Annotated in this window: 15 protein-coding genes and 1 pseudogene; 14 read left to right on the forward strand and 2 right to left on the reverse strand. The window is 56.2% G+C overall.

From position 1 onward, the window contains the following. The 3 genes from B3Y70_RS14665 to topA form a co-directional block, all read left to right on the forward strand. On the forward strand, positions 1-1,425 hold a 1,425-nt coding region (locus B3Y70_RS14665), incomplete at its 5' end, for a 3-hydroxyacyl-CoA dehydrogenase NAD-binding domain-containing protein (protein ID WP_288590002.1). Between the two features lie 32 nt (positions 1,426-1,457). After that, the gene (fadA, locus tag B3Y70_RS14670; RefSeq protein WP_011784654.1) at positions 1,458-2,633 is read left to right on the forward strand and encodes an acetyl-CoA C-acyltransferase FadA; all 1,176 of its coding nucleotides are present in this window, start codon (positions 1,458-1,460) and stop codon (positions 2,631-2,633) included. Positions 2,634-2,898: 265 nt separating this feature from the next. After that, positions 2,899-5,538: a type I DNA topoisomerase gene (gene topA / locus B3Y70_RS14675; RefSeq protein WP_288590003.1), complete on the forward strand. Its 2,640-nt coding sequence runs from the start codon at positions 2,899-2,901 to the stop codon at positions 5,536-5,538. Between the two features lie 67 nt (positions 5,539-5,605). Here the strand turns inward: topA and B3Y70_RS14680 are convergent, their stop codons facing one another. Continuing rightward, complete coding sequence (locus B3Y70_RS14680; RefSeq protein WP_011784656.1) at positions 5,606-6,481, reverse strand: NAD(P)-dependent oxidoreductase; 876 nt, start codon at positions 6,479-6,481, stop codon at positions 5,606-5,608. A 341-nt stretch (positions 6,482-6,822) separates the two neighbouring features. On the opposite strand from B3Y70_RS14680, the gene B3Y70_RS14685 reads away from it, so the two are divergent. After that, positions 6,823-8,028 (forward strand): M48 family metalloprotease, encoded by a 1,206-nt coding sequence (locus tag B3Y70_RS14685; protein ID WP_286896189.1) that lies wholly within the window; start codon positions 6,823-6,825, stop codon positions 8,026-8,028. A 79-nt stretch (positions 8,029-8,107) separates the two neighbouring features. On the opposite strand, the gene gltA is transcribed toward B3Y70_RS14685, so the two are convergent. Further along, complete coding sequence (gene gltA / locus B3Y70_RS14690; RefSeq protein WP_011784657.1) at positions 8,108-9,382, reverse strand: citrate synthase; 1,275 nt, start codon at positions 9,380-9,382, stop codon at positions 8,108-8,110. 47 nt (positions 9,383-9,429) lie between these two features. Here gltA and B3Y70_RS14695 point away from each other — a divergent pair, with 47 nt between their 5' ends. From B3Y70_RS14695 to B3Y70_RS14740, 10 genes and pseudogenes are all read left to right on the forward strand, one after another. Next, the gene (locus B3Y70_RS14695) at positions 9,430-9,654 is read left to right on the forward strand and encodes a hypothetical protein (protein ID WP_288590005.1); all 225 of its coding nucleotides are present in this window, start codon (positions 9,430-9,432) and stop codon (positions 9,652-9,654) included. Between the two features lie 204 nt (positions 9,655-9,858). Next, positions 9,859-10,236 carry a succinate dehydrogenase, cytochrome b556 subunit gene (gene sdhC / locus B3Y70_RS14700; protein WP_011784658.1) on the forward strand — a complete coding sequence of 126 codons (378 nt, stop codon included), beginning with the start codon at positions 9,859-9,861 and terminating at the stop codon, positions 10,234-10,236. Beyond that, entirely contained in the window at positions 10,233-10,574 is a 342-nt protein-coding gene (sdhD, locus tag B3Y70_RS14705; protein ID WP_011784659.1) for a succinate dehydrogenase, hydrophobic membrane anchor protein, read from the forward strand. Before sdhC ends, sdhD begins: the two co-directional genes overlap by 4 nt. 3 nt (positions 10,575-10,577) lie before the next feature. Continuing rightward, complete coding sequence (sdhA, locus tag B3Y70_RS14710) at positions 10,578-12,350, forward strand: succinate dehydrogenase flavoprotein subunit (protein ID WP_011784660.1); 1,773 nt, start codon at positions 10,578-10,580, stop codon at positions 12,348-12,350. A 15-nt stretch (positions 12,351-12,365) separates the two neighbouring features. Continuing rightward, positions 12,366-13,070, forward strand: coding sequence for a succinate dehydrogenase iron-sulfur subunit (locus B3Y70_RS14715; RefSeq protein ID WP_011784661.1), 705 nt, complete (start codon positions 12,366-12,368; stop codon positions 13,068-13,070). Between the two features lie 316 nt (positions 13,071-13,386). Beyond that, positions 13,387-16,224: a 2-oxoglutarate dehydrogenase E1 component gene (locus B3Y70_RS14720; protein ID WP_011784662.1), complete on the forward strand. Its 2,838-nt coding sequence runs from the start codon at positions 13,387-13,389 to the stop codon at positions 16,222-16,224. Between the two features lie 25 nt (positions 16,225-16,249). Continuing rightward, positions 16,250-17,473: a 2-oxoglutarate dehydrogenase complex dihydrolipoyllysine-residue succinyltransferase gene (gene odhB, locus B3Y70_RS14725; protein ID WP_014421717.1), complete on the forward strand. Its 1,224-nt coding sequence runs from the start codon at positions 16,250-16,252 to the stop codon at positions 17,471-17,473. 35 nt (positions 17,474-17,508) lie between these two features. Continuing rightward, positions 17,509-18,951, forward strand: coding sequence for a dihydrolipoyl dehydrogenase (lpdA, locus tag B3Y70_RS14730; protein WP_011784664.1), 1,443 nt, complete (start codon positions 17,509-17,511; stop codon positions 18,949-18,951). 196 nt (positions 18,952-19,147) lie between these two features. Then, positions 19,148-20,314, forward strand: a complete 1,167-nt coding sequence (gene sucC / locus B3Y70_RS14735) for an ADP-forming succinate--CoA ligase subunit beta (protein WP_011784665.1) — start codon at positions 19,148-19,150, stop codon at positions 20,312-20,314. After that, a pseudogene (locus B3Y70_RS14740) lies at positions 20,314-20,498 on the forward strand (succinate--CoA ligase subunit alpha); the annotation flags it as partial. The gene sucC and the pseudogene B3Y70_RS14740, both read left to right, overlap by 1 nt.

Raw genomic sequence — 20,498 nt, forward strand, 5'->3', positions numbered from 1 at the left:
GCCGGCAAGGCTGGCAAGAACTACCCGGCGCCGGTGGAAGCGATCAAGACCATGCAGAAGCATGCCGGCATGACCCGCGACAAGGCGATTGAGGTTGAGGCCAAAGGCTTTGCCAAGATGGCCAAGACCAATGTTGCCGCGTGTCTGGTTGGTCTGTTCCTGAACGACCAGGCCCTGAAGAAGAAAGCCAGTGCCTGGGAAAAAGAAGCTTCTGATGTGAATCTGGCCGCTGTACTGGGTGCCGGAATCATGGGTGGCGGTGTTGCGTTCCAGTCTGCACTGAAAGGTACACCGATCATCATGAAGGACATCAATCAGGACGGCATCAAGCTTGGCCTGAATGAAGCCAAGAAGCTGCTGTCCAAGCGTGTTGCCAAGGGCAAGATGGACGCCGGCCAGATGGGTGACGTTCTGAACGCGATCACTCCGACCCTCAACTACGGCGACTTCAAGAACGTCGACCTGGTGGTTGAAGCCGTTGTTGAGAATCCGAAGGTGAAAGATGCTGTTCTGCGTGAAACTGAAGATGCGGTTCGCGAAGACACCATTCTTACCTCCAACACCTCCACTATCTCTATCAACCTTCTGGCCAAAAACCTGAAGCGTCCGGAGAACTTCTGTGGCATGCACTTCTTCAACCCGGTGCACATGATGCCGCTGGTTGAGGTTATCCGTGGCGAGAAGACCAGTGACCGCGCTATCGCGACTACGGTTGCCTACGCCAAAGCGATGGGCAAGACCCCGATCGTCGTAAACGACTGCCCGGGCTTCTTGGTTAACCGTGTTCTGTTCCCGTACTTCGGTGGTTTTGCCGCGCTGGTACGTGACGGTGCCGATTTCCAGAAGATCGACAAGGTGATGGAAAAGTTCGGCTGGCCCATGGGCCCGGCTTACCTGCTGGACGTTGTCGGCATGGATACCGCCAAACACGCCAACGAAGTTATGGCTGACGGTTTCCCCGAGCGCATGAAGGCCGACTTCAAGTCTGCCATTGACGTGATGTTCGAGAACAACCGTTACGGCCAGAAGAACGACAAGGGCTTCTACAAATACGAAGAAGACAAGAAGGGCAAGCCGAAGAAGGTTGTCGACGAAGAAACCTACAAGCTGATCGAGCCTGTGGTTGACGGCAGCAAAGACTTCGATGAAGAAGAAATCATCGCCCGCATGATGATTCCTCTGTGCCTGGAAACCGTTCGCTGCCTGGAAGACAACATTGTTGAAGACCCGGCCGATGCAGACATGGGCCTGATCTACGGTATCGGCTTCCCTCCGTTCCGTGGTGGTGCATTGCGCTACATCGACGACATGGGCGTCGACAAGTTCGTCGAACTGGCAGACAAGTACGCAGATCTTGGCCCGCTGTACGCGCCGACCGAGAAGCTGCGTGAAATGGCCAAGACTGGCAAGAAGTTCTTTGGCTAACCCTAACGAGATTTCCGAACGGAGAAAGATCTATGAGCCTTAATCCGAGAGACGTTGTCGTCGTCGATTGCGTGCGGACTCCGATGGGTCGTGCCAAAAACGGCTGTTTCCGCAACGTACGTGCCGAGACTTTGTCGGCTGCGCTGATTGAAGCACTGTTTGAGCGCAACCCGAAGCTCGACCCGAAAGAAGTAGAAGATGTGATCTGGGGCTGTGTAAACCAGACCAAGGAGCAGGGCTTTAACGTGGCGCGGCAGATTTCCCTGCTGACCCGTATCCCGCACGAGTCTGCTGCCCAGACCGTAAACCGTCTGTGTGGTTCCGCCATGAGCGCTATCCACACCGCGGCGCAGGCTATCCAGACTGGTAACGGTGATGTGTTCCTGGTCGGTGGTGTTGAGCACATGGGCCACGTACCCATGACCGAAGGTTTCGACCACAACCCGGCTGCTTCCAAGTACTCCGCCAAGGCGTCCAACATGATGGGCCTGACCGCGGAAATGCTGGCCAAGATGCACGGTATCACCCGTGAGCAGCAGGACGAGTTCGGCGCCCGTTCCCATCGCCTGGCCCACGAGGCCACCCAGGAAGGCCGCTTCAAGAACGAAATCGTTCCGATTGAAGGCCACGACGAAAACGGCTTTGTGAAGCTGATCGAAGAAGACGAGACCATTCGTCCGGAAACCACAGCTGAGTCCCTTGGCCAGCTGCGCCCGGCGTTCGATCCGAAAAATGGTACGGTGACTGCCGGTACCTCTTCCCAGTTGACCGATGGTGCGTCTGCCATGGTGCTGATGTCCGCCGAGCGGGCAGAAGCTCTGGGTCTGACCCCGATTGCCAAGATCCGCAGCATGGCCGTGGCTGGTTGCGATCCCGCGATCATGGGTTACGGCCCGGTACCGGCCACCAAGAAGGCCCTGAAGCGTGCAGGCCTGAAAGTTGAAGATATCGACTTCTGGGAACTGAACGAGGCCTTTGCTGGCCAGTCCCTGCCGGTTCTGAAAGACCTGAAACTGCTGGGCGTCATGGAAGAGAAGGTGAACCTGAACGGCGGCGCGATTGCTCTTGGCCATCCGCTGGGCTGCTCCGGTGCCCGTATCTCCACCACACTGCTGAATATCATGCAGGCCAAAGGCGGTAAGCTTGGTGTATCCACCATGTGTATCGGTCTTGGTCAGGGCATTGCCACTGTGTGGGAGCGTATCTGATCAGGAGTATCTGATTAGTGAGCTCAGTCAGGAGGCCCGGCATATGCCGGGCCTTCCTGTTTCCGGACGCGCAAAATGCGACGGAACCCGGAAAAAAGGCTGATTGAAATCAAAGAATGGGTTGTCTTGCCAATCTTGACCCTGTAAAACAGTGAGCCTATACAGAATGGCAGCCTTTGTGTTTTCCAGTTGCCTGATTTTTATGCGAGTTTACGGTTCTGTTCAGATATTGACCGATTGATCGCCAAGGATACAGATCTCCGATATGGGTAAAAGTCTCGTTATTGTCGAGTCGCCAGCGAAAGCGAAGACCATCAACAAGTACCTGGGCTCGGATTTTATCGTGAAGTCCAGTGTTGGCCACATCCGCGACCTGCCCGTAAGTGGCAGCGGCAGCCAGTCAGACCCAAAAGAACGGGCGAAACAGGCGGCGGCCACGCGCAAGATGAGCCCGGACGAGAAGGCCGAGCACAAGAAGCGTAAGGCCCGGGAGCAACTGGTAGCCCGCATGGGTGTTGATCCCGACCATGACTGGAGCGCCCGTTACGAGATTCTGCCTGGCAAGGAAAAGGTGGTCAGCGAGCTCAAGCGTTTGGCCAAGTCTGCCGACCACATCTATCTGGCAACGGATTTGGATAGAGAAGGGGAGGCGATTGCCTGGCATCTTCAGGAGACCATTGGCGGCGAGCCGGACAAATACCGTCGTGTGGTGTTCAACGAGATTACCAAACGGGCGATTCAGGAAGCTTTCAAGGATCCGGGCAACCTCGATAACAACCGGGTTAACGCTCAGCAGGCCCGACGGTTCCTGGACCGCGTTGTGGGTTATATGGTCTCGCCGCTGTTGTGGGCAAAGATTGCCCGCGGTCTGTCTGCGGGCCGTGTGCAATCCGTCGCCGTACGACTGATTGTGGAACGGGAGCGGGAGATCCGTAAGTTTGTGCCGGAAGAGTTCTGGCAATTGCATGCAGACCTGGCTGCAGAACGCACCAAAGACCCGGTCCGGTTCGAAGTAACCCGCTATAACGACAAGCCCTACCGCCCTGTCAACGAAGTTCAGAGCAAGGAGCACGTTGAGCGGCTCAAGGCTGGCGGCTTCAAGGTGGCCAAGCGCGAAGACAAGCCGACCCGGTCTCGCCCATCCGCGCCATTTATTACCTCCACGCTGCAGCAGGCGGCCAGTAACCGCATGGGTTTCAGCGTCAAGAAAACCATGATGCTGGCCCAGCGATTGTACGAGGCCGGTTTCATTACCTACATGCGTACGGATTCCACCAATCTGAGCCAGGATGCCGTATCCAGCTGTCGTGACTTCGTCCAGAAGCAGTTTGGCGAACGTTATCTGCCTGAGAAGCCGCGGGTCTATGGCAGCAAGGAGGGCGCCCAGGAAGCTCACGAAGCGATTCGCCCGACCGATGTTGCTCGCAGGCCAACGGATATTACCGGCCTGGAAAAAGACGCAGAGAAGCTCTACGACCTGATCTGGCGCCAGTTTATTGCCTGTCAGATGGCAGATGCCGAATTCCTGAGTACCTCTATTGTGGTGGCCAACGGCGACTACGAGCTGCGCACCCGGGGTCGAATCGTCAAGTTTGACGGCTTCCTGAAGGCTGCGCCGCAGTCCTCCAAGAAAGATGAAGACGTGGCATTGCCGGATATCAAGGTGGATCAGCCCCTGGATCTCAAGAAACTGGATCCGACCCAGCATTTTACCAAGCCGGCGCCCCGGTACACCGAAGCCAGCCTGGTCAAAGAGCTCGAAAAGCAGGGGATCGGCCGGCCGTCCACTTATGCGTCCATCATTTCTACTATTCAGGATCGGGGCTACGTAAAGCTTCAGAATCGCCGCTTCTACGCGGAGAAGATGGGCGAAATCGTTACCGAGCGACTGGCGGAATCCTTCCCGAATCTGATGGATTACGATTTCACCGCGCGCCTCGAAGATGAGCTGGACGAGATCGCCGAGGGCGAGGTTCAGTGGAAAAAAGTGCTGAATGACTTCTACGCCAAATTCCGTAATCAGCTGGAAAGCGCTGAAAAGACGGATGGCGGTATGCGCGCGAATACTCCTACGGAAACCGATATACCGTGCCCGAGCTGTGGCCGGAATATGCAGATCCGGGTGGCCAGTACCGGGGTGTTCCTGGGCTGCTCCGGCTATTCGCTGCCACCCAAGGAGCGCTGTAAGACCACCATTAACCTGGTGTCTGGTGACGAAGTGGTGAGCGCTGACGACGACGTGGAAGGGGAAGGCGAAACCCGACTGCTCCGGAAAAAGCGCCGCTGTCCGAAATGCGGAACGGCCATGGACAGCTACCTGATCGACGAGAAGCGCAAGCTACACGTGTGTGGTAACAATCCGGACTGCTCAGGATACGAGGTTGAAGAGGGTACGTTCCGTATCAAAGGTTACGATGGGCCGACGCTGGAATGTGACAAGTGTGGCTCCGAGATGCAGCTCAAGACCGGCCGATTCGGCAAGTACTTCGGTTGTACCAACAGCGAATGCAAGAACACCCGTAAGTTGCTGAAAAATGGTGAGCCGGCACCCCCCAAGATGGACCCGGTGCCGATGCCAGAGCTCAAGTGCGATAAGGTGGACGATACCTACGTACTGCGTGATGGCGCTTCCGGCCTGTTTCTGGCGGCCAGTAAATTCCCGAAAAATCGGGAAACCCGGCCGCCACTGGTGATGGAGATCAAACCGCACCGAAAGGAAATCGACCCGAAATACGATTATCTGATGGATGCCCCGGAAAAGGACCCCGAAGGCAATCCGACGGTGATCCGTTACAGCCGAAAATCAAAAGAGCAGTACGTCATGTCGGAGAAAGACGGCAAGGCGACGGGGTGGTCAGCGTGGTATGAAAATGGTCGCTGGGTACCGCGAGACAAGAAAAAGTAGGCCAGATGGGGGCGCACCCCCGCCTTTGAGAAGGCGAGGGTGTGTTATTCTCGTATACGCTGGCGCGTTAACGGAACTTGCGTAGTCTCTGTATGAGAGACGATGTGTCCCAGCGCCGCCCGCCCATGGATTGCACATCCGCGTAGAACTGGTCTACCAGTGCGGTAACCGGCAGCGACGCATTCACTTTTCTTGCCTCCTCCAGGCAGATCCCCAGATCCTTCCGCATCCAGTCAACCGCAAACCCGTGATCGAACTCACCGTCAATCATGGTTCCTGAACGGTTTTCCATCTGCCAGGACTGCGCCGCGCCTTTGGAAATGACATCCACCACTTTGCGTACATCCAGCTCTGCCTGTTCGGCAAAGTGCAGCGCCTCTGAAAGCCCCTGAACCAACCCGGCAATGGCAATCTGGTTCACCATCTTGGTTTTCTGCCCGCTGCCCGCCGGGCCCATCAGGTTGAGCGCACGAGCGTAGTGCGCCATGACCGGCCTGGCTTTTTCGAACGCCTGCTCGGCGCCGCCACACATGATGGTGAGTGCGCCATTCTGGGCGCCTTGCTGACCACCCGAAACCGGCGCATCGATAAAAGCCTGTTTGCGGGCGCCAGCGGACTCGGCCAGGCGTTCGGCAATCCCCGCAGATGCCGTCGTGTGGTCAATCAGGATGGCGCCCTCTGGAGCGTTTGCGATGATTCCCTCGTCGCCTTCAAATACTTCGATCAGATCTTTGTCAGCGCCAACACAGGTTATGACAAAATCTGCGTCTCTGACAGCGAGCGCGATCGAATCACAGGCGGCGCCTGAATGTTCTGACGCCCATTGTGTTGCCTTCTCGCCAGACCGGTTCCAGACACGGACAGAAAGTCCTGCGTTTGCCAAATGCCCCGCCATGGGATAACCCATTACGCCCAGGCCAATAAACGCTACCGTTGTTGTCATTGATTTACTCCAGTCGGTGAGTGTCAGTGTGCTTTGATTATGAAATCGAGCCGAAAGGATTGAAACCCTTTTCGACCGTTCGCGGGGTATCCATTGGTCTGGGCTCACAGAATGCTCAATGCAGGCATGACGCTAATCACAGACCGGTAAACTATCTGCCTATTTCAGGCGCATACGATAGCAGGCGCTTCCAGGCCTTCTTATACTTAGCAGGCTAGCCGCATGGATGCTTACAGGCCGTGAGAAACCAGTTTTCGGGTCTCCCGGTGCTTCTTATCCTTGTTGTTCAGCGAATGGGGGAGGCCGTGATGCCGCCTGTAGTTTATTCGTGAGGGAAGTGAATGAATCTGGTATACAAACATGAAAAACCGTTGCTGCTGGTGACGGCGGTGCTTGCTGTGGCCATCTGGCTGGCTCTGATACTGGGGACGCTCGGTATTGTATTGCTGTATCTGTTGGTGGGGTACGTGTTCTTTCTCTTTGCCCATTCGGCTTTCATCTCACACCTGAAGGGGTCTGGGGTGCGAATCAGTCGCGAGCAATATCCGGATCTCTATGACCGGCTTATTAGTTGTTGCGAAAAGGTTGGGGTAAAGGAGGTGCCGGAAGCCTACCTCCTGCGGACGGACTTTTTCAATGCACTTGCGACCAAGTTTCTTGGACGGCATTTTGTTGTGCTGTTCACTGATGTTGTTGATGCGTTGGAAGAGCGCCCGGACGCTATTGATTTCTACATCGGTCATGAGTTGGGTCATATTCACCGGCGCCATCTTTCCTGGGGGCCGGTGCTGGCACCCGCTGCCTGGCTGCCTGTAATCGGGCCGGCGTTGCGGCGTGCCGAAGAATACACGTGTGATCGCTACGGTGTAGCCTGCTGTCAGTCACCGGAGGACATCAAGGCAGCGCTGGCAGCAATCGCTGCTGGCGATACCCGCTGGCAAACCATCAACGTGGACGCATTTGTAGGGCAAGTGGCTGTGACCAACGGCTTCTGGATGTCCTTCAACGAAATAACGGGAGACTACCCCTGGCTCACCAAGCGAATGGCAGCGGCCATTGCCCTGTCGGAAGGGCGTGAAGTATCTCACCCGGGGCGGAGCAAGTTAGCCTGGTTTTTCGCTCTGTTCGTCCCGAGGCTCGGGGTTGGGGGAGGGGCTGCGTCCTTGCTCGTGATGGTGGCCATTGTCGGCATACTGGCCGCTGTTGCGATTCCTCAGTATCAGGAATACGTAGAGAGAAGTCGTTATCAGGATGCTTACCTGGAAGGCTTGGGGGTTACGGATTCTGTCGATGCCTATGTCAGTGAACACCAGGCCTGGCCGAGCTCGATGGCGGAGCTTGGTTATGGCGGTACCTTCGGGGGCTCTGGCGAAAACTATACTATCGATGTCTATGACGGTGGTGTGATCGGCATTGAGATGGGGGTTGATGAAACCGGAGAGTCGGAATACATCGTTCTGGAGCCGGAGGTCGCCGATAACGGGTTATTCTGGAGTTGCTATGGTCAGAACGCTGTTGAAAAACTACTGCCGGCGGACTGTCGTTAGCATGGCGAAAGACTGACCGGGAAATAAAAAAAGCCGCTGAAGTCAGCGGCTTTTTTCTGGTTGAAGGCAAGCGGTGTGCTTACTTCTTCGGGTAATCCCGCTTCGGCGAGCCGGTGTACAGCTGGCGCGGACGGCCGATACGGTTGGCACCGCTGACCATTTCGTTCCAGTGGGAGAACCAGCCGATGGTACGGGACATGGCGAAGATAACAGTAAACATGGAGGTCGGAATACCGATGGCCTTCAGGATGATGCCGGAGTAGAAGTCGACGTTCGGATACAGCTGGCGCTGAACGAAGTACTCGTCTTCCAGGGCGATCTTTTCCAGGCGCTGGGCAATTTTTAGCAGCGGATCGTTTTCCAGACCGAGTTCGCTCAATACTTCGTGGGCAGTCTGAGCCATGACCTTGGCGCGTGGATCGAAGTTCTTGTAAACCCGGTGGCCGAAGCCCATCAGGCGGAACGGATCGTCCTTGTCTTTTGCCTTGGCAATGAACTTCTCGATGTTGGACTCGTCGCCAATCTCGGCCAGCATGTCCAGTACCGCTTCGTTCGCGCCGCCGTGAGCCGGGCCCCAGAGTGCGGCAATGCCGGACGCAATACAGGCGTATGGGTTGGCGCCGGTAGAGCCTGCAAGGCGAACGGTGGAGGTGGACGCGTTCTGTTCGTGGTCAGCGTGCAGAATGAAGATCTTGTCCATGGCGTTGGCCAGAACAGGATTTGGCTTGTACTCTTCGCACGGAGTGCCAAACATCATGTGCAGGAAGTTCTCTGCGTAGGACAGGTCGTTCCGTGGATACATGAACGGCTGTCCCATGGAATACTTGTAGCACCATGCCGCAATGGTCGGCATTTTCGCGATCAGGCGATGGCCGGTAATTTCACGTTGCTTGGGATCGGAAACGTCCATCTGGTCGTGATAGAACGCAGACAGCGCGCCCACAACGCCACACATGATGGCCATTGGATGCGCGTCACGGCGGAAGCCGTTGAAGAAGTTGCGCATCTGGTCGTGCAGCATGGTGTGGTTTTTGATGGTGTCGTGGAACCGCTTGTTTTCTTCTTCGCTGGGCAGTTCGCCGTTCAGCAGCAGGTAGCAGACTTCCAGGAAGTCGGAGTGCTCGGCCAGCTGGTCAATGGGGTAGCCGCGGTGCAGCAACACACCGTTGGCGCCATCGATGTATGTGATGGCCGATTCGCAGGCTGCGGTGGATACAAATCCGGGGTCGTAAGTGAAAACGCCTTCCTGTACCAGGCCGCGTACGTCAATAACGTCAGGGCCGACGGTGCCGGAATAAACCGGTAGCTCAATGGACTTATCTCCCACCGAGAGCGTGGCTTTCCTGTCGGTCATGGTGCTCTCCTGTCTGATTAGCTATAACAGCTTTTCTGCATGTGTAGATGCGCCAGAAAGCGCGTATTATCGCAAAACTGGCGGCAAAATATAGGGCGTCAGCTTTTTTTGTCAATGCACTCGCGGAGAAAACGGCAAATTTCTTCCCGTTTGTAAATGAGGGATATCCGGAATATCGGGCCCCTGGGGCGGAAATTGGTTTTGTCAATAAGCCTTATAGATGGGTAGAGGCTGCAATCTGCAAGGCCTGGAGGGCGATTGCAAGTTTGTAATTACCGGGGTGTCTCCTTATAATCCGTAGCCCGGAATCGGGGATGAACCGGCTTATGGGCTTGAGTATAGCAAGCTACCGGGTAGTCATCCGCCCTCCTGAACCAATCGGTTATCGGTATCGTACCGATTCTCCGGTCCCAACATACCAACCATCCGCCACCGTTTTGCGGTCCCGCGGAACCAAGAGAGAGTGTGAGAGCGCTGTGAATAGCAAACGACCAGTAAATCTCGATCTCGGCAAGTTTCATTTCCCGCTGCCAGCCATTACTTCGATCCTGCATCGCATCAGCGGCATCATCATCTTCGTAGGTGTTGCCTTCCTGATGTACGGCCTGGATCTCTCCCTTTCCGGAGAAGATGGCTTTAACCGGGTGAATGAGCTGCTGGACAGCTTCCTGGCGAAGCTGATCATCTGGGGCATCCTGTCTGCTCTGCTGTACCACCTGGTTGCAGGTATCAAACACCTGTTGATGGACGCTGGTATTGGCGAAGAGCTTGAAAGCGGGCGCCTCGCCGCGAAAGCCACGATTGCGGTTTCCGTTGTTCTCATCGTTCTGGCAGGAGTCTGGGTATGGGCATGAACAGTGTAACGAATATTGGTCGTAACGGTATTCAGGACTGGATCATCCAGCGCGTAACAGCCTACGTATTAGCTCTGTACACGCTGTTCCTGCTTGGCTTCTTTGTGACCACCGATGTTGACTACCAGGCGTGGTCTGCATTGTTTGCTCAGGGATGGTTCAAGATCTTCAGTCTGCTTGCGCTGCTGTCCATTGCCGGGCACGCGTGGGTTGGCTTGTGGACAGTTTCTACCGACTACATCAAATCCGCGATGCCGCGTTTTCTGCTTCAGGCAGCCTGTGTGCTCGTAATGTTTGTATATGTCGTGTGGGGCATTCAGATTCTTTGGGGGCTTTAATCGATGGCTAACATCAAGACCATGTCGTTCGACGCGATTGTTATCGGTGGTGGCGGTGCCGGTATGCGAGCCGCCCTCCAGCTGACCGAATCCGGTCTCGATACCGCGTGTATCACGAAAGTATTTCCGACCCGTTCGCACACGGTATCCGCCCAGGGCGGCATTACCTGTGCGATCGCAAGCGCTGATCCCAACGACGATTGGCGCTGGCACATGTACGACACTGTGAAAGGTTCTGACTACATCGGTGACCAGGACGCGATTGAGTATATGTGCTCCGTCGGTCCGCAGGCAGTGTTCGAGCTCGAGCACATGGGCCTCCCGTTCTCCCGTACCGAGCAGGGTCGTATCTATCAGCGTCCGTTCGGTGGTCAGTCCAAGGACTACGGTAAGGGCGGTCAGGCTGCCCGTACCTGTGCCGCAGCCGACCGTACCGGTCATGCTCTGCTGCACACGCTATACCAGGCTAACCTCAAAGGCGGCACTTCGTTCCTGAACGAGTGGTACGCCGTGGACCTGGTCAAGAACAGTAAAGATGAAGTGGTCGGTGTTGTCGGTATCGAAATTGAGACCGGTGAAGTCTGCTACATCAAGGCCAAGGCGACCGTTCTGGCAACCGGTGGCGCCGGTCGTATCTATGCGTCAACCACCAATGCCCTGATCAACACCGGTGACGGTATCGGTATGGCCCTGCGTGCCGGCTTCCCGGTTCAGGACATGGAAATGTGGCAGTTCCACCCGACCGGTATCCACGGTGCCGGTGTGCTGGTAACTGAGGGTTGCCGGGGTGAGGGTGGTTACCTGATCAACTCCGAAGGTGAGCGTTTCATGGAGCGTTATGCTCCGAACGCCAAAGACCTTGCTGGTCGTGACGTTGTTGCCCGCTCCATGGTTCTGGAAATTCTGGAAGGCCGCGGCTGTGGTCCCGACAAGGATCACGTACTGCTGAAGCTGGATCACCTGGGCGAAGAAACCCTGAACCTGCGTCTGCCGGGTATCTGTGAGCTGTCCCGTACCTTTGCTCACGTTGATCCGGTCAAAGAGCCCGTGCCTGTGGTTCCGACCTGTCACTACATGATGGGCGGCATTCCGACCAACGTTGGTGGTCAGGCGTTGACTCAGGATGAAAACGGCAATGACAAGCCGATTCCGGGCCTGTTTGCCTGCGGTGAAGCCGCTTGTGTGTCTGTACACGGTGCCAACCGTCTGGGTGGCAACTCTCTGCTGGATCTGGTGGTATTTGGTCGTGCGGCTGGTCTGCACATTGAGGAGCAGCTGCGTGGTGGTTTCGAGGTCGACGGCGCAAGCGACGAAGACATCAAGCGTGCCATGGCTCGTCTGGAGCGTCTGGACAGTGCAAGTGAGGGTGAGGATGTGGCTCAGGTTCGTAAAGACCTGCAGAACTGCATGCAGCTCTACTTCGGCGTGTTCCGTGACGGCGAAAGCATGGAGAAGGGGCTGAAGCTGCTGGAAGAAATCGGTGAGCGGGTTCGCAAGACCAAGCTGACTGATACCAGCAAGGCATTCAACACCGCCCGTATCGAAGCGCTGGAACTGGACAACCTGTACGAAGTTGCCTATGCGACCGCCAAGTCTGCGATTGAGCGTAAAGAAAGTCGCGGTGCCCATGCCCGTAACGATTTCACCGAGCGTGACGACGAGAACTGGCTGAAGCACTCCATGTACTTCCCGCTGGACAAGCGCGTTGGCAAGCGTGACGTGAACTTTGCACCGAAAACGGTTCCGACCTTCGAGCCGAAGATCCGGACCTACTAAGGGGGTATCCTGAAAATGTTGGTAAGTCTGTACCGTTATAACCCGGAAACTGACAACGCCCCTTACATGCAGGACGTTGAGATTGAGTTGCCGGAAGGCAAAGATCTGATGGTTCTGGATGTTTTGGCGCTGGCCAAGGAAAAGGACCCGACTGTCGCATTTCGCCGTTCCTGTCGTGAGGGCGTTTGCGGCTCAGATGGTATGAACATGAATGGCAAGAACGGCCTGGCTTGCATCACACCGGTTTCCGATGTGGTCAAGAACAACAAGCTGGTTTTGCGCCCGCTGCCTGGTCTTCCGGTCATTCGTGATCTGGTGGTTGATATGGGTCTGTTCTACAAGCAGTACGAAAAAGTGATGCCGTACCTTGTGAATGACAACCCTGCGCCAGCCATCGAGCGTCTGCAGTCTCCGGAAGATCGTGAGAAGCTGGACGGCCTGTACGAGTGTATTCTCTGTGCCTGCTGCTCTACCGCTTGCCCGTCTTTCTGGTGGAATCCGGACAAGTTCATCGGTCCGTCTGGTCTGTTGCAAGCTTATCGCTTCCTGGCCGACAGCCGTGATACCGCCCAGGCAGAGCGTTTGGCGAACCTGGACGATCCGTTCAGCGTGTTCCGCTGCCGTGGCATCATGAACTGTGTCAGTGTGTGTCCGAAGGGCCTGAACCCCACAAAGGCAATTGGCCATATCCGGAACCTGTTGCTGCAAAGAGCCACCTGACCGGCAAAATTCGCAGCACCAGCTATACTGGTATTCTGACACCAGTTAGTACCCCTGAAGGCCTCGCTATATGCGGGGCCTTCAACCAAAGGCTTATAGTCAAAAGTCTTACCGGGGTGCAAACTTATGCACGCTGTTTCGGTGCGCTTATCCAGTCACCGGACAGTATTGCTGAGTATAAAAATCACTGGGGACGGAAAACATCCTTGCCGGGTGTGGTGGCCAAAGTCATGCCGTAATAACCCGTATTGACTGAGAATTACCCCTGGCCGACCATACTGGCTCCCCCGCACCAGCCCAAGGTGAGCTATTCAAAATGCACGAAAGCATCATGGAGCAGTTATGGCAGACTTCCCACCTGCAGGGTGGCAATCTTGCCTATGTTGAACAGCTTTTTGAAACCTACCTGACAGACCCCAACGCAGTTCCAGAAGAGTGGCGGAGTTACTTCGACAAACTCCCGAGCGTCGATGGCTATCAGGGCCGCGACATCGTTCACTCCACCATCCGCGAGCAGTTTGAGCACATCTCCCGCAATCAGCGTTTTCTGGCGACCAATGGCGTGCCTGCCAGTGCTACGTCCGACGCTGATAAAAAGCAGATCCGTGTTCTGCAGCTGATCAACGCTTTTCGTTTCCGCGGTCACCAGGAAGCAAAGCTTGATCCTCTGGGTGTCTGGCAACGTCCTCAGGTAGAAGATCTGGACCCGCGATTCCACGAATTGGGCGAATCCGATCTTGATCTGGAGTTCCAGACCGGCTCTCTGAACTTTGGTTCCGAGAGCATGAAACTCGGCGATATTGTTCAGGGCCTGCGCCAGACTTACTGCGAGAGCATCGGCGCTGAATACATGCATGTGGTAGACACGCGCATCAAGCGTTGGTTCCAGCAACGTATGGAGCCTGTTCGTTCCCGTCCGGAATACGAGACCGAAACCCGCAAGCATATCCTTGAGCGCCTGACGGCTGCTGAAGGGCTGGAAAAATACCTGGGTTCCCGTTATCCGGGCGTCAAGCGTTTTGGTCTCGAGGGCGGTGAAAGTCTGATCCCCTGCCTGGACGAGCTGATTCAGCGTGCGGGCTCCTATGGTGCCAAAGAGATCGTGCTGGGCATGGCCCACCGCGGTCGACTGAACGTGCTGGTCAACACCCTGGGCAAAAATCCGAAAGAACTGTTTGATGAATTCGAGGGCAAGAAGCTCGCGGATTCCGGCTCCGGCGACGTGAAATACCACCAGGGCTTCTCCTCAAACGTGATGACGCCAGGTGGCGAGGTTCACCTGGCCATGGCCTTCAACCCGTCTCACCTGGAAATCGTATCCCCGGTAGTGGAAGGCTCGGTCCGCGCCCGTCAGGACCGTCGTGGCGATACCGATGGCAGTACCGTGGTACCCATTGTGATGCACGGCGACGCTGCGTTTGCCGGGCAGGGCGTAGTGATGGAAACCTTCCAGATGTCCCAGACCCGGGGCTTTGGTGTTGGCGGTACCATCCACATCGTGATCAACAACCAGGTTGGCTTCACCACCAGCAAACAGGAAGATGCTCGTTCCACCGAGTATTGCACCGACGTTGCCAAGATGGTTCAGGCGCCGATTCTGCATGTGAACGCCGACGATCCTGAAGCGGTGATGTTTGCCACCCAGATGGCGATGGACTACCGCAACGAATTCAAGCGCGATGTAGTGATTGATCTGGTTTGCTACCGTCGTCGTGGCCACAACGAGGCGGATGAGCCGGCAGCGACCCAGCCGCTGATGTACGACAAGATCCGCAAGCTGAAGACCACTCGTGCGATCTACGCGGATCAGCTGGTTGAAGCCGGTGTGATCACCGAAGATGAAGCCAAGCAGATGGAGACTGATTACCGGGACGCCCTGGACAAGGGTGATCACGTGGTCAAGTCCCTGGTTAAAGAGCCTAACAAAGAGCTTTACGTGGACTGGGCTCCGTATCTGGGCCATGAGTGGACAGCGAAGTGCAAGACCAGCGTTGCGCTGAAAACCGTCCAGAAACTGGGCAAGAAGCTGACTGAAGTGCCGGAAGGGTTCAGCATACAGCGCCAGGTTTCCAAGATTGTTAATGATCGCGAGAAGATGACGGCTGGCGCGCTGTCCCTGAACTGGGGCTACGGCGAAATGATGGCCTATGCCACTTTGCTGAACGAAGGCCACCCGATCCGCCTGACTGGTCAGGACGTGGGCCGGGGCACCTTCTCGCACCGTCATGCTGTTCTGCATAACCAGAAAGATGGGTCTACTCATATTTCCCTGCAGAATCTGAAAGACGATCAGCCGAAGTTCGACATCTATGACTCACTGCTGTCTGAAGAAGCGGTGATGGCGTTCGAATACGGTTATTCCACCACGACGCCGAACGCGCTGATTGTCTGGGAAGCCCAGTTTGGTGACTTCGCCAACGGTGCCCAGGTGGTGATTGATCAGTTCCTGACCAGTGGTGAGCATAAGTGGGGTCGACTGTGTGGCCTGACACTGCTGCTGCCACACGGTTATGAAGGGCAGGGGCCGGAACACAGTTCCGCCCGTCTGGAGCGTTTCCTGCAGCTGTGTGCCGAACACAATATTCAGGTCTGTGTGCCGACTACACCGTCTCAGGTATTCCACATGTTGCGTCGGCAGGTGAAGCGTCCGTTGCGCAAGCCGTTGGTTGCCATTACGCCCAAGAGCCTGCTGCGCCATAAGGAAGCCATTTCGGGTCTGGACGACCTGACATCCGGCACATTCCAGACAATTCTGCCGGAGAAAGAGCCGTCCGATCCGAAAAAAGTGACTCGCCTGATCCTCTGCAGTGGCAAGGTCTACTATGATCTTCTGGAGAAGAAGAAGGCGGATGAGCGGGACGATGTCGCGATTGTTCGTATCGAACAATTGTACCCGTTCCCGAGCGATGACCTGGACGAACTGCTGAGCCAGTACAGCAAGCTCAAGCATGTGGTCTGGTGTCAGGAAGAGCCGATGAACCAGGGAGCCTGGTATTGCAGTCAGCATCACATGCGGAACGCACTGCAGCGCCTGAATCCCAAGCTATATCTCCAGTATGCCGGTCGTGAGGCTTCTGCTGCTCCTGCCTGTGGACACATGTCTGTTCACATTGAAGAGCAGAAGAAACTGGTTAACGACGCGTTTGAAATCTGACGAGCTACCGAACTAAGGATCCGTAATGTCAACAGAGATTAAAGCCCCCGTTTTCCCTGAGTCGGTTGCCGAAGGCACCGTCGCGACCTGGCACAAGCAGCCGGGTGAGGCCTGTTCCCGTGACGAGCTGATTGTCGATATCGAAACCGACAAGGTTGTGCTCGAAGTGGTTGCGCCGGCGGATGGTGTGATCGAAGAAGTTCTCAAGAACGAAGGCGACACCGTGGAAAGCGGTGAGGTCATCGGCAAGTTCAAGGAAGGCGCAGCAGGTGAATCCAAGCCGGCCGAGAGCAAGTCTGAAGCGAAAGCCGAAGCACCGAAAGCCGAGGAGAAATCCGAAGCTGCTTCCGGTGATGCCATTCTGAGCCCGGCTGCCCGCAAGCTGGCCGAAGAAAACAACGTTGACCCGAGCGCGGTAAAGGGCACCGGTAAAGACGGCCGTGTTACCAAGGAAGACGTTCAGAACTACGTGGACAGCAACAAATCTTCCGGTGGAGCGGCTGCCTCCAAGCCGGCAGCGATGCCTGAGGTGAACGTTGCCCAGGGCGAGCGCGCCGAGAAGCGGGTTCCGATGACCCGCCTGCGTGCCAGCATCGCCAAGCGTCTGGTTGATGCCCAGCAGACAGCAGCCATGCTGACCACCTTTAACGAGGTGAACATGGCGCCGATCATGGAACTGCGCAAGCAGTACCAGGACAGCTTCGTGAAGCGCCACGGCATCAAGCTGGGCTTCATGTCGTTTTTCACCAAAGCGGCTACCGAAGCTTTGAAGCGCTTCCCGGCAGTAAACGCCTCCATTGATGGCAACGACATGGTGTACCACGGTTACCAGGACGTAGGTGTGGCGGTATCCACCGACCGTGGCCTGGTGGTACCGGTTCTGCGTGACACCGACGCTATGGGTCTGGCCGACATCGAGAAGAAGATCGTCGAGTACGGTACCAAGGCGAAGGAAGGCAAACTGGCCATTGAAGATATGACCGGTGGCACCTTCACCATCACCAACGGTGGTATTTTCGGGTCTCTGATTTCCACGCCGATCCTGAATCCGCCCCAGACTGCCATTCTGGGTATGCACAAGATCCAGGAGCGCCCCATGGCGGTAAATGGCAAGGTTGAGATTCTGCCAATGATGTACCTGGCGCTGTCATACGATCACCGTATGATCGATGGCAAGGAAGCGGTGCAGTTCCTGGTGGCCATCAAGGAAATGCTGGAAGACCCGGCACGTATCCTGCTGGATGTGTAATCTGACACTCAACGAATTCGATAACAGGAAAGATTATGTCCGATAAGTTCGACGTTATTGTCATTGGTGCAGGCCCAGGTGGTTACGTTGCTGCCATTAAAGCCGCTCAGCTGGGTCTCAAGACCGCCTGTGTAGAGTCCTGGACTGGTAAAGACGGTAAGAGCCAGGTGCTCGGTGGCACCTGTCTGAACGTAGGCTGTATCCCGTCCAAGGCCCTGCTGGAAGTGACTCACAAGTTTGAGGAAGCCAGCCACGATTACGATTCCATGGGCATCCTGGCCAAGGACGTGAAAATCGACGTTGCCAAGATGATGGAGCGCAAGGCTGGTATCGTTAAGCAGCTGACCGGTGGCATTGCTGGCCTGTTCAAGGCCAATGGCGTCACCTCGATCCACGGCCACGGCAAGCTGTTGGCCGGTCGTAAGGTGGAAGTCACCGACAAGGATGGCAAAACCAAGACCTACGAAGCCGACAACGTGATCATCGCCACCGGTTCCCGGCCGATCGAGATTCCGCCGGCGCCGTTCGACGGTGAGTACATCGTCGATTCCGAAGGTGCGTTGGAGTTTACCGAAGTGCCCAAGCGCCTTGGTGTGATCGGTGCCGGTGTTATTGGCCTTGAGCTGGGTAGCGTCTGGGCCCGCCTGGGTTCAGAAGTAACCGTGATCGAAGCGCAGGACAGCTTCCTGCCGGCGGTTGACCAGCAGTGTGCCAAGGATGCTTTGAAGCAGTTCCAGAAGCAGGGCCTGAACATCGTGATGGGCGCCCGCATGACTGGCGCGGAGGTCAAACGCAAGCTGGTTAACGTCAGCTACGAAGACTCCAAGGGCAAGCAAGACGCCAAGTTTGACAAGCTGATCGTGGCTGTTGGCCGTCGTCCGTACACCGATGGTGCACTGGCTGAAGACTCCGGCGTGACCATGGATGAGCGGGGCTTTATTTTCGTAGACGACAACTGCAAGACCGAAGCACCGGGTGTCTGGGCCATCGGTGATGTGGTTCGTGGTCCAATGCTGGCCCACAAAGCGTCTGAAGAGGGCGTGATGGTTGCTGAGCGTATTGCCGGGCATAAGCCTCAGGTCAATTACGACTGCATACCGAATGTCATCTATACCTTCCCTGAGGTTGCCTGGGTCGGCAAGACCGAAGAGCAGCTGAAAGCTGAAGGCGAAGAATACAACGTCGGAACCTTCCCGTTTGCGGCGAATGGTCGTGCCATGGCAGCCAATGCGGCTTCCGGTATGGTCAAGATCATCGCAGATGCGAAGACCGACCGTATTCTTGGCTTCCACGTGGTGGGTCCGCAGGCGTCTGAAATCGTTGCCCAGGGCGTGATCGCCATGGAATTCGGTTCCAGTGCAGAAGATCTGGCTCTGACCTGTTTCGCGCACCCGACTCTGTCCGAGTCTGTGCACGAAGCGGCCCTGGCCGTTGCTGGCGGTGCGATTCACGTCGCCAACCGTCGCAAGAAGAAGTAACGCATTGTCGGAATACGGGGCGCCAACTGGGGCGCCCCGCTGCCATCATAACGGCGGCTTTTCGCATGCGTGACCGGCAGGCCGAGGCGATCCCTGGCCTGCCAGAACGAATTCGTTCCAGCTGCACCAATGGCGGTGCACTGACGGGTTCATTTCCGTACGTGGTTATCCTCCATCAATAGACGGGACATTAACTATGAATTTGCACGAATATCAGGGCAAGCAGCTGTTCGCTGAGTACGGCCTGCCCGTATCCAAAGGCATTGCCTGCGATACTCCCAAGGAAGCCGTAGCAGCGGCAGACGAAATCGGCGGTGACGGCTGGGTAGTGAAAGCCCAGGTTCACGCCGGTGGTCGCGGCAAGGCCGGCGGTGTAAAGCTGGTCAAGAGCAAAGAAGAGATCCGTGAATTCGCCGAAAAGTGGCTGGGTAAGAACCTGGTTACCTACCAGACCGACGAAAACGGCCAGCCAGTCAGCAAGATTCTGGTTGAATCCCTCACCGACATCGATCAGGAACTTTACCTGGGCGCTGTGGTAGACCGTGGTTCCCGTCGTATCGTTTTCATGGCCTCCACTGAAGGTGGCGTGGAAATCGAGAAGGTTGCCGAAGAAACTCCGGAAAAGATCCTGAAAGCCGAAATTGATCCGCTGGTCGGCGCGCAGCCGTACCAGGGTCGTGAACTGGCATTCAAGCTTGGCCTGGAAGGCAAGCAGATCGGTCAGTTCACCAAGATTTTCCTGGGCCTGGCCAAACTGTTTGAAGAGTGCGACCTGGCTCTGGTTGAGATCAACCCGCTGGTGATCACCCCGGCTGGTGACCTGCACTGCCTCGACGCCAAAGTAGGTGTAGACGGCAACGCACTGTACCGTCAGAAGAAAATCCACGAGATGCACGATCCCTCCCAGGAAGACTCCCGGGAAGCGGAAGCGGCCAAGTGGGAGCTCAACTATGTTGCGCTGGAAGGCAACATCGGCTGCATGGTTAACGGTGCTGGCCTGGCCATGGGCACCATGGACATCATCAAGCTGTCCGGTGGCCAGCCTGCCAACTTCCTGGACGTAGGCGGCGGCGCAACCAAAGAGCGCGTATCCGAAGCGTTCAAGATCATCCTGTCTGACGACGCGGTACAGGCCGTTCTGGTTAACATCTTCGGTGGTATCGTTCGCTGCGACATGATCGCAGAGGGTATCATCGGTGCGGTTAAAGAAGTCGGCGTTAAAGTACCTGTTGTGGTTCGTCTGGAAGGCAACAACGCGGAGCTGGGTACCAAGGTACTCGCCGAAAGTGGCCTGAACATCATCGCCGCCACCAGCCTGGCGGACGCCGCAGAGCAAGTCGTTAAAGCCGCAGGGGGTAAATAATGAGCATCCTGATCAACAAAGACACCAAGGTTATCTGCCAGGGCTTTACCGGCGCACAGGGTACCTTCCACTCTGAGCAGGCCATTGCCTATGGCACCAAGATGGTAGGCGGTGTCAGCCCCGGTAAGGGCGGCACTGAGCATCTGGGTCTGCCGGTGTTCAACACCGTACGTGAAGCAGTAGA

The organism is Marinobacter sp. UBA5687 (assembly GCF_002420325.1).
GTDB classification, from domain to species: domain Bacteria; phylum Pseudomonadota; class Gammaproteobacteria; order Pseudomonadales; family Oleiphilaceae; genus Marinobacter; species Marinobacter nauticus.

Coding starts and splice junctions, on each gene's coding strand:
- gltA (WP_011784657.1), bottom strand. CDS start 9,382: ATGACCGACAGGAAAGCCACGCTCTCGGTGGGAGATAAGTCCATTGAG.
- B3Y70_RS14685 (WP_286896189.1), top strand. CDS start 6,823: ATGAATCTGGTATACAAACATGAAAAACCGTTGCTGCTGGTGACGGCG.
- odhB (WP_014421717.1), top strand. CDS start 16,250: ATGTCAACAGAGATTAAAGCCCCCGTTTTCCCTGAGTCGGTTGCCGAA.
- lpdA (WP_011784664.1), top strand. CDS start 17,509: ATGTCCGATAAGTTCGACGTTATTGTCATTGGTGCAGGCCCAGGTGGT.
- fadA (WP_011784654.1), top strand. CDS start 1,458: ATGAGCCTTAATCCGAGAGACGTTGTCGTCGTCGATTGCGTGCGGACT.
- B3Y70_RS14680 (WP_011784656.1), bottom strand. CDS start 6,481: ATGACAACAACGGTAGCGTTTATTGGCCTGGGCGTAATGGGTTATCCC.
- sdhA (WP_011784660.1), top strand. CDS start 10,578: ATGGCTAACATCAAGACCATGTCGTTCGACGCGATTGTTATCGGTGGT.
- sucC (WP_011784665.1), top strand. CDS start 19,148: ATGAATTTGCACGAATATCAGGGCAAGCAGCTGTTCGCTGAGTACGGC.
- B3Y70_RS14695 (WP_288590005.1), top strand. CDS start 9,430: ATGCGCCAGAAAGCGCGTATTATCGCAAAACTGGCGGCAAAATATAGG.
- topA (WP_288590003.1), top strand. CDS start 2,899: ATGGGTAAAAGTCTCGTTATTGTCGAGTCGCCAGCGAAAGCGAAGACC.
- B3Y70_RS14715 (WP_011784661.1), top strand. CDS start 12,366: ATGTTGGTAAGTCTGTACCGTTATAACCCGGAAACTGACAACGCCCCT.
- sdhD (WP_011784659.1), top strand. CDS start 10,233: ATGAACAGTGTAACGAATATTGGTCGTAACGGTATTCAGGACTGGATC.
- B3Y70_RS14720 (WP_011784662.1), top strand. CDS start 13,387: ATGCACGAAAGCATCATGGAGCAGTTATGGCAGACTTCCCACCTGCAG.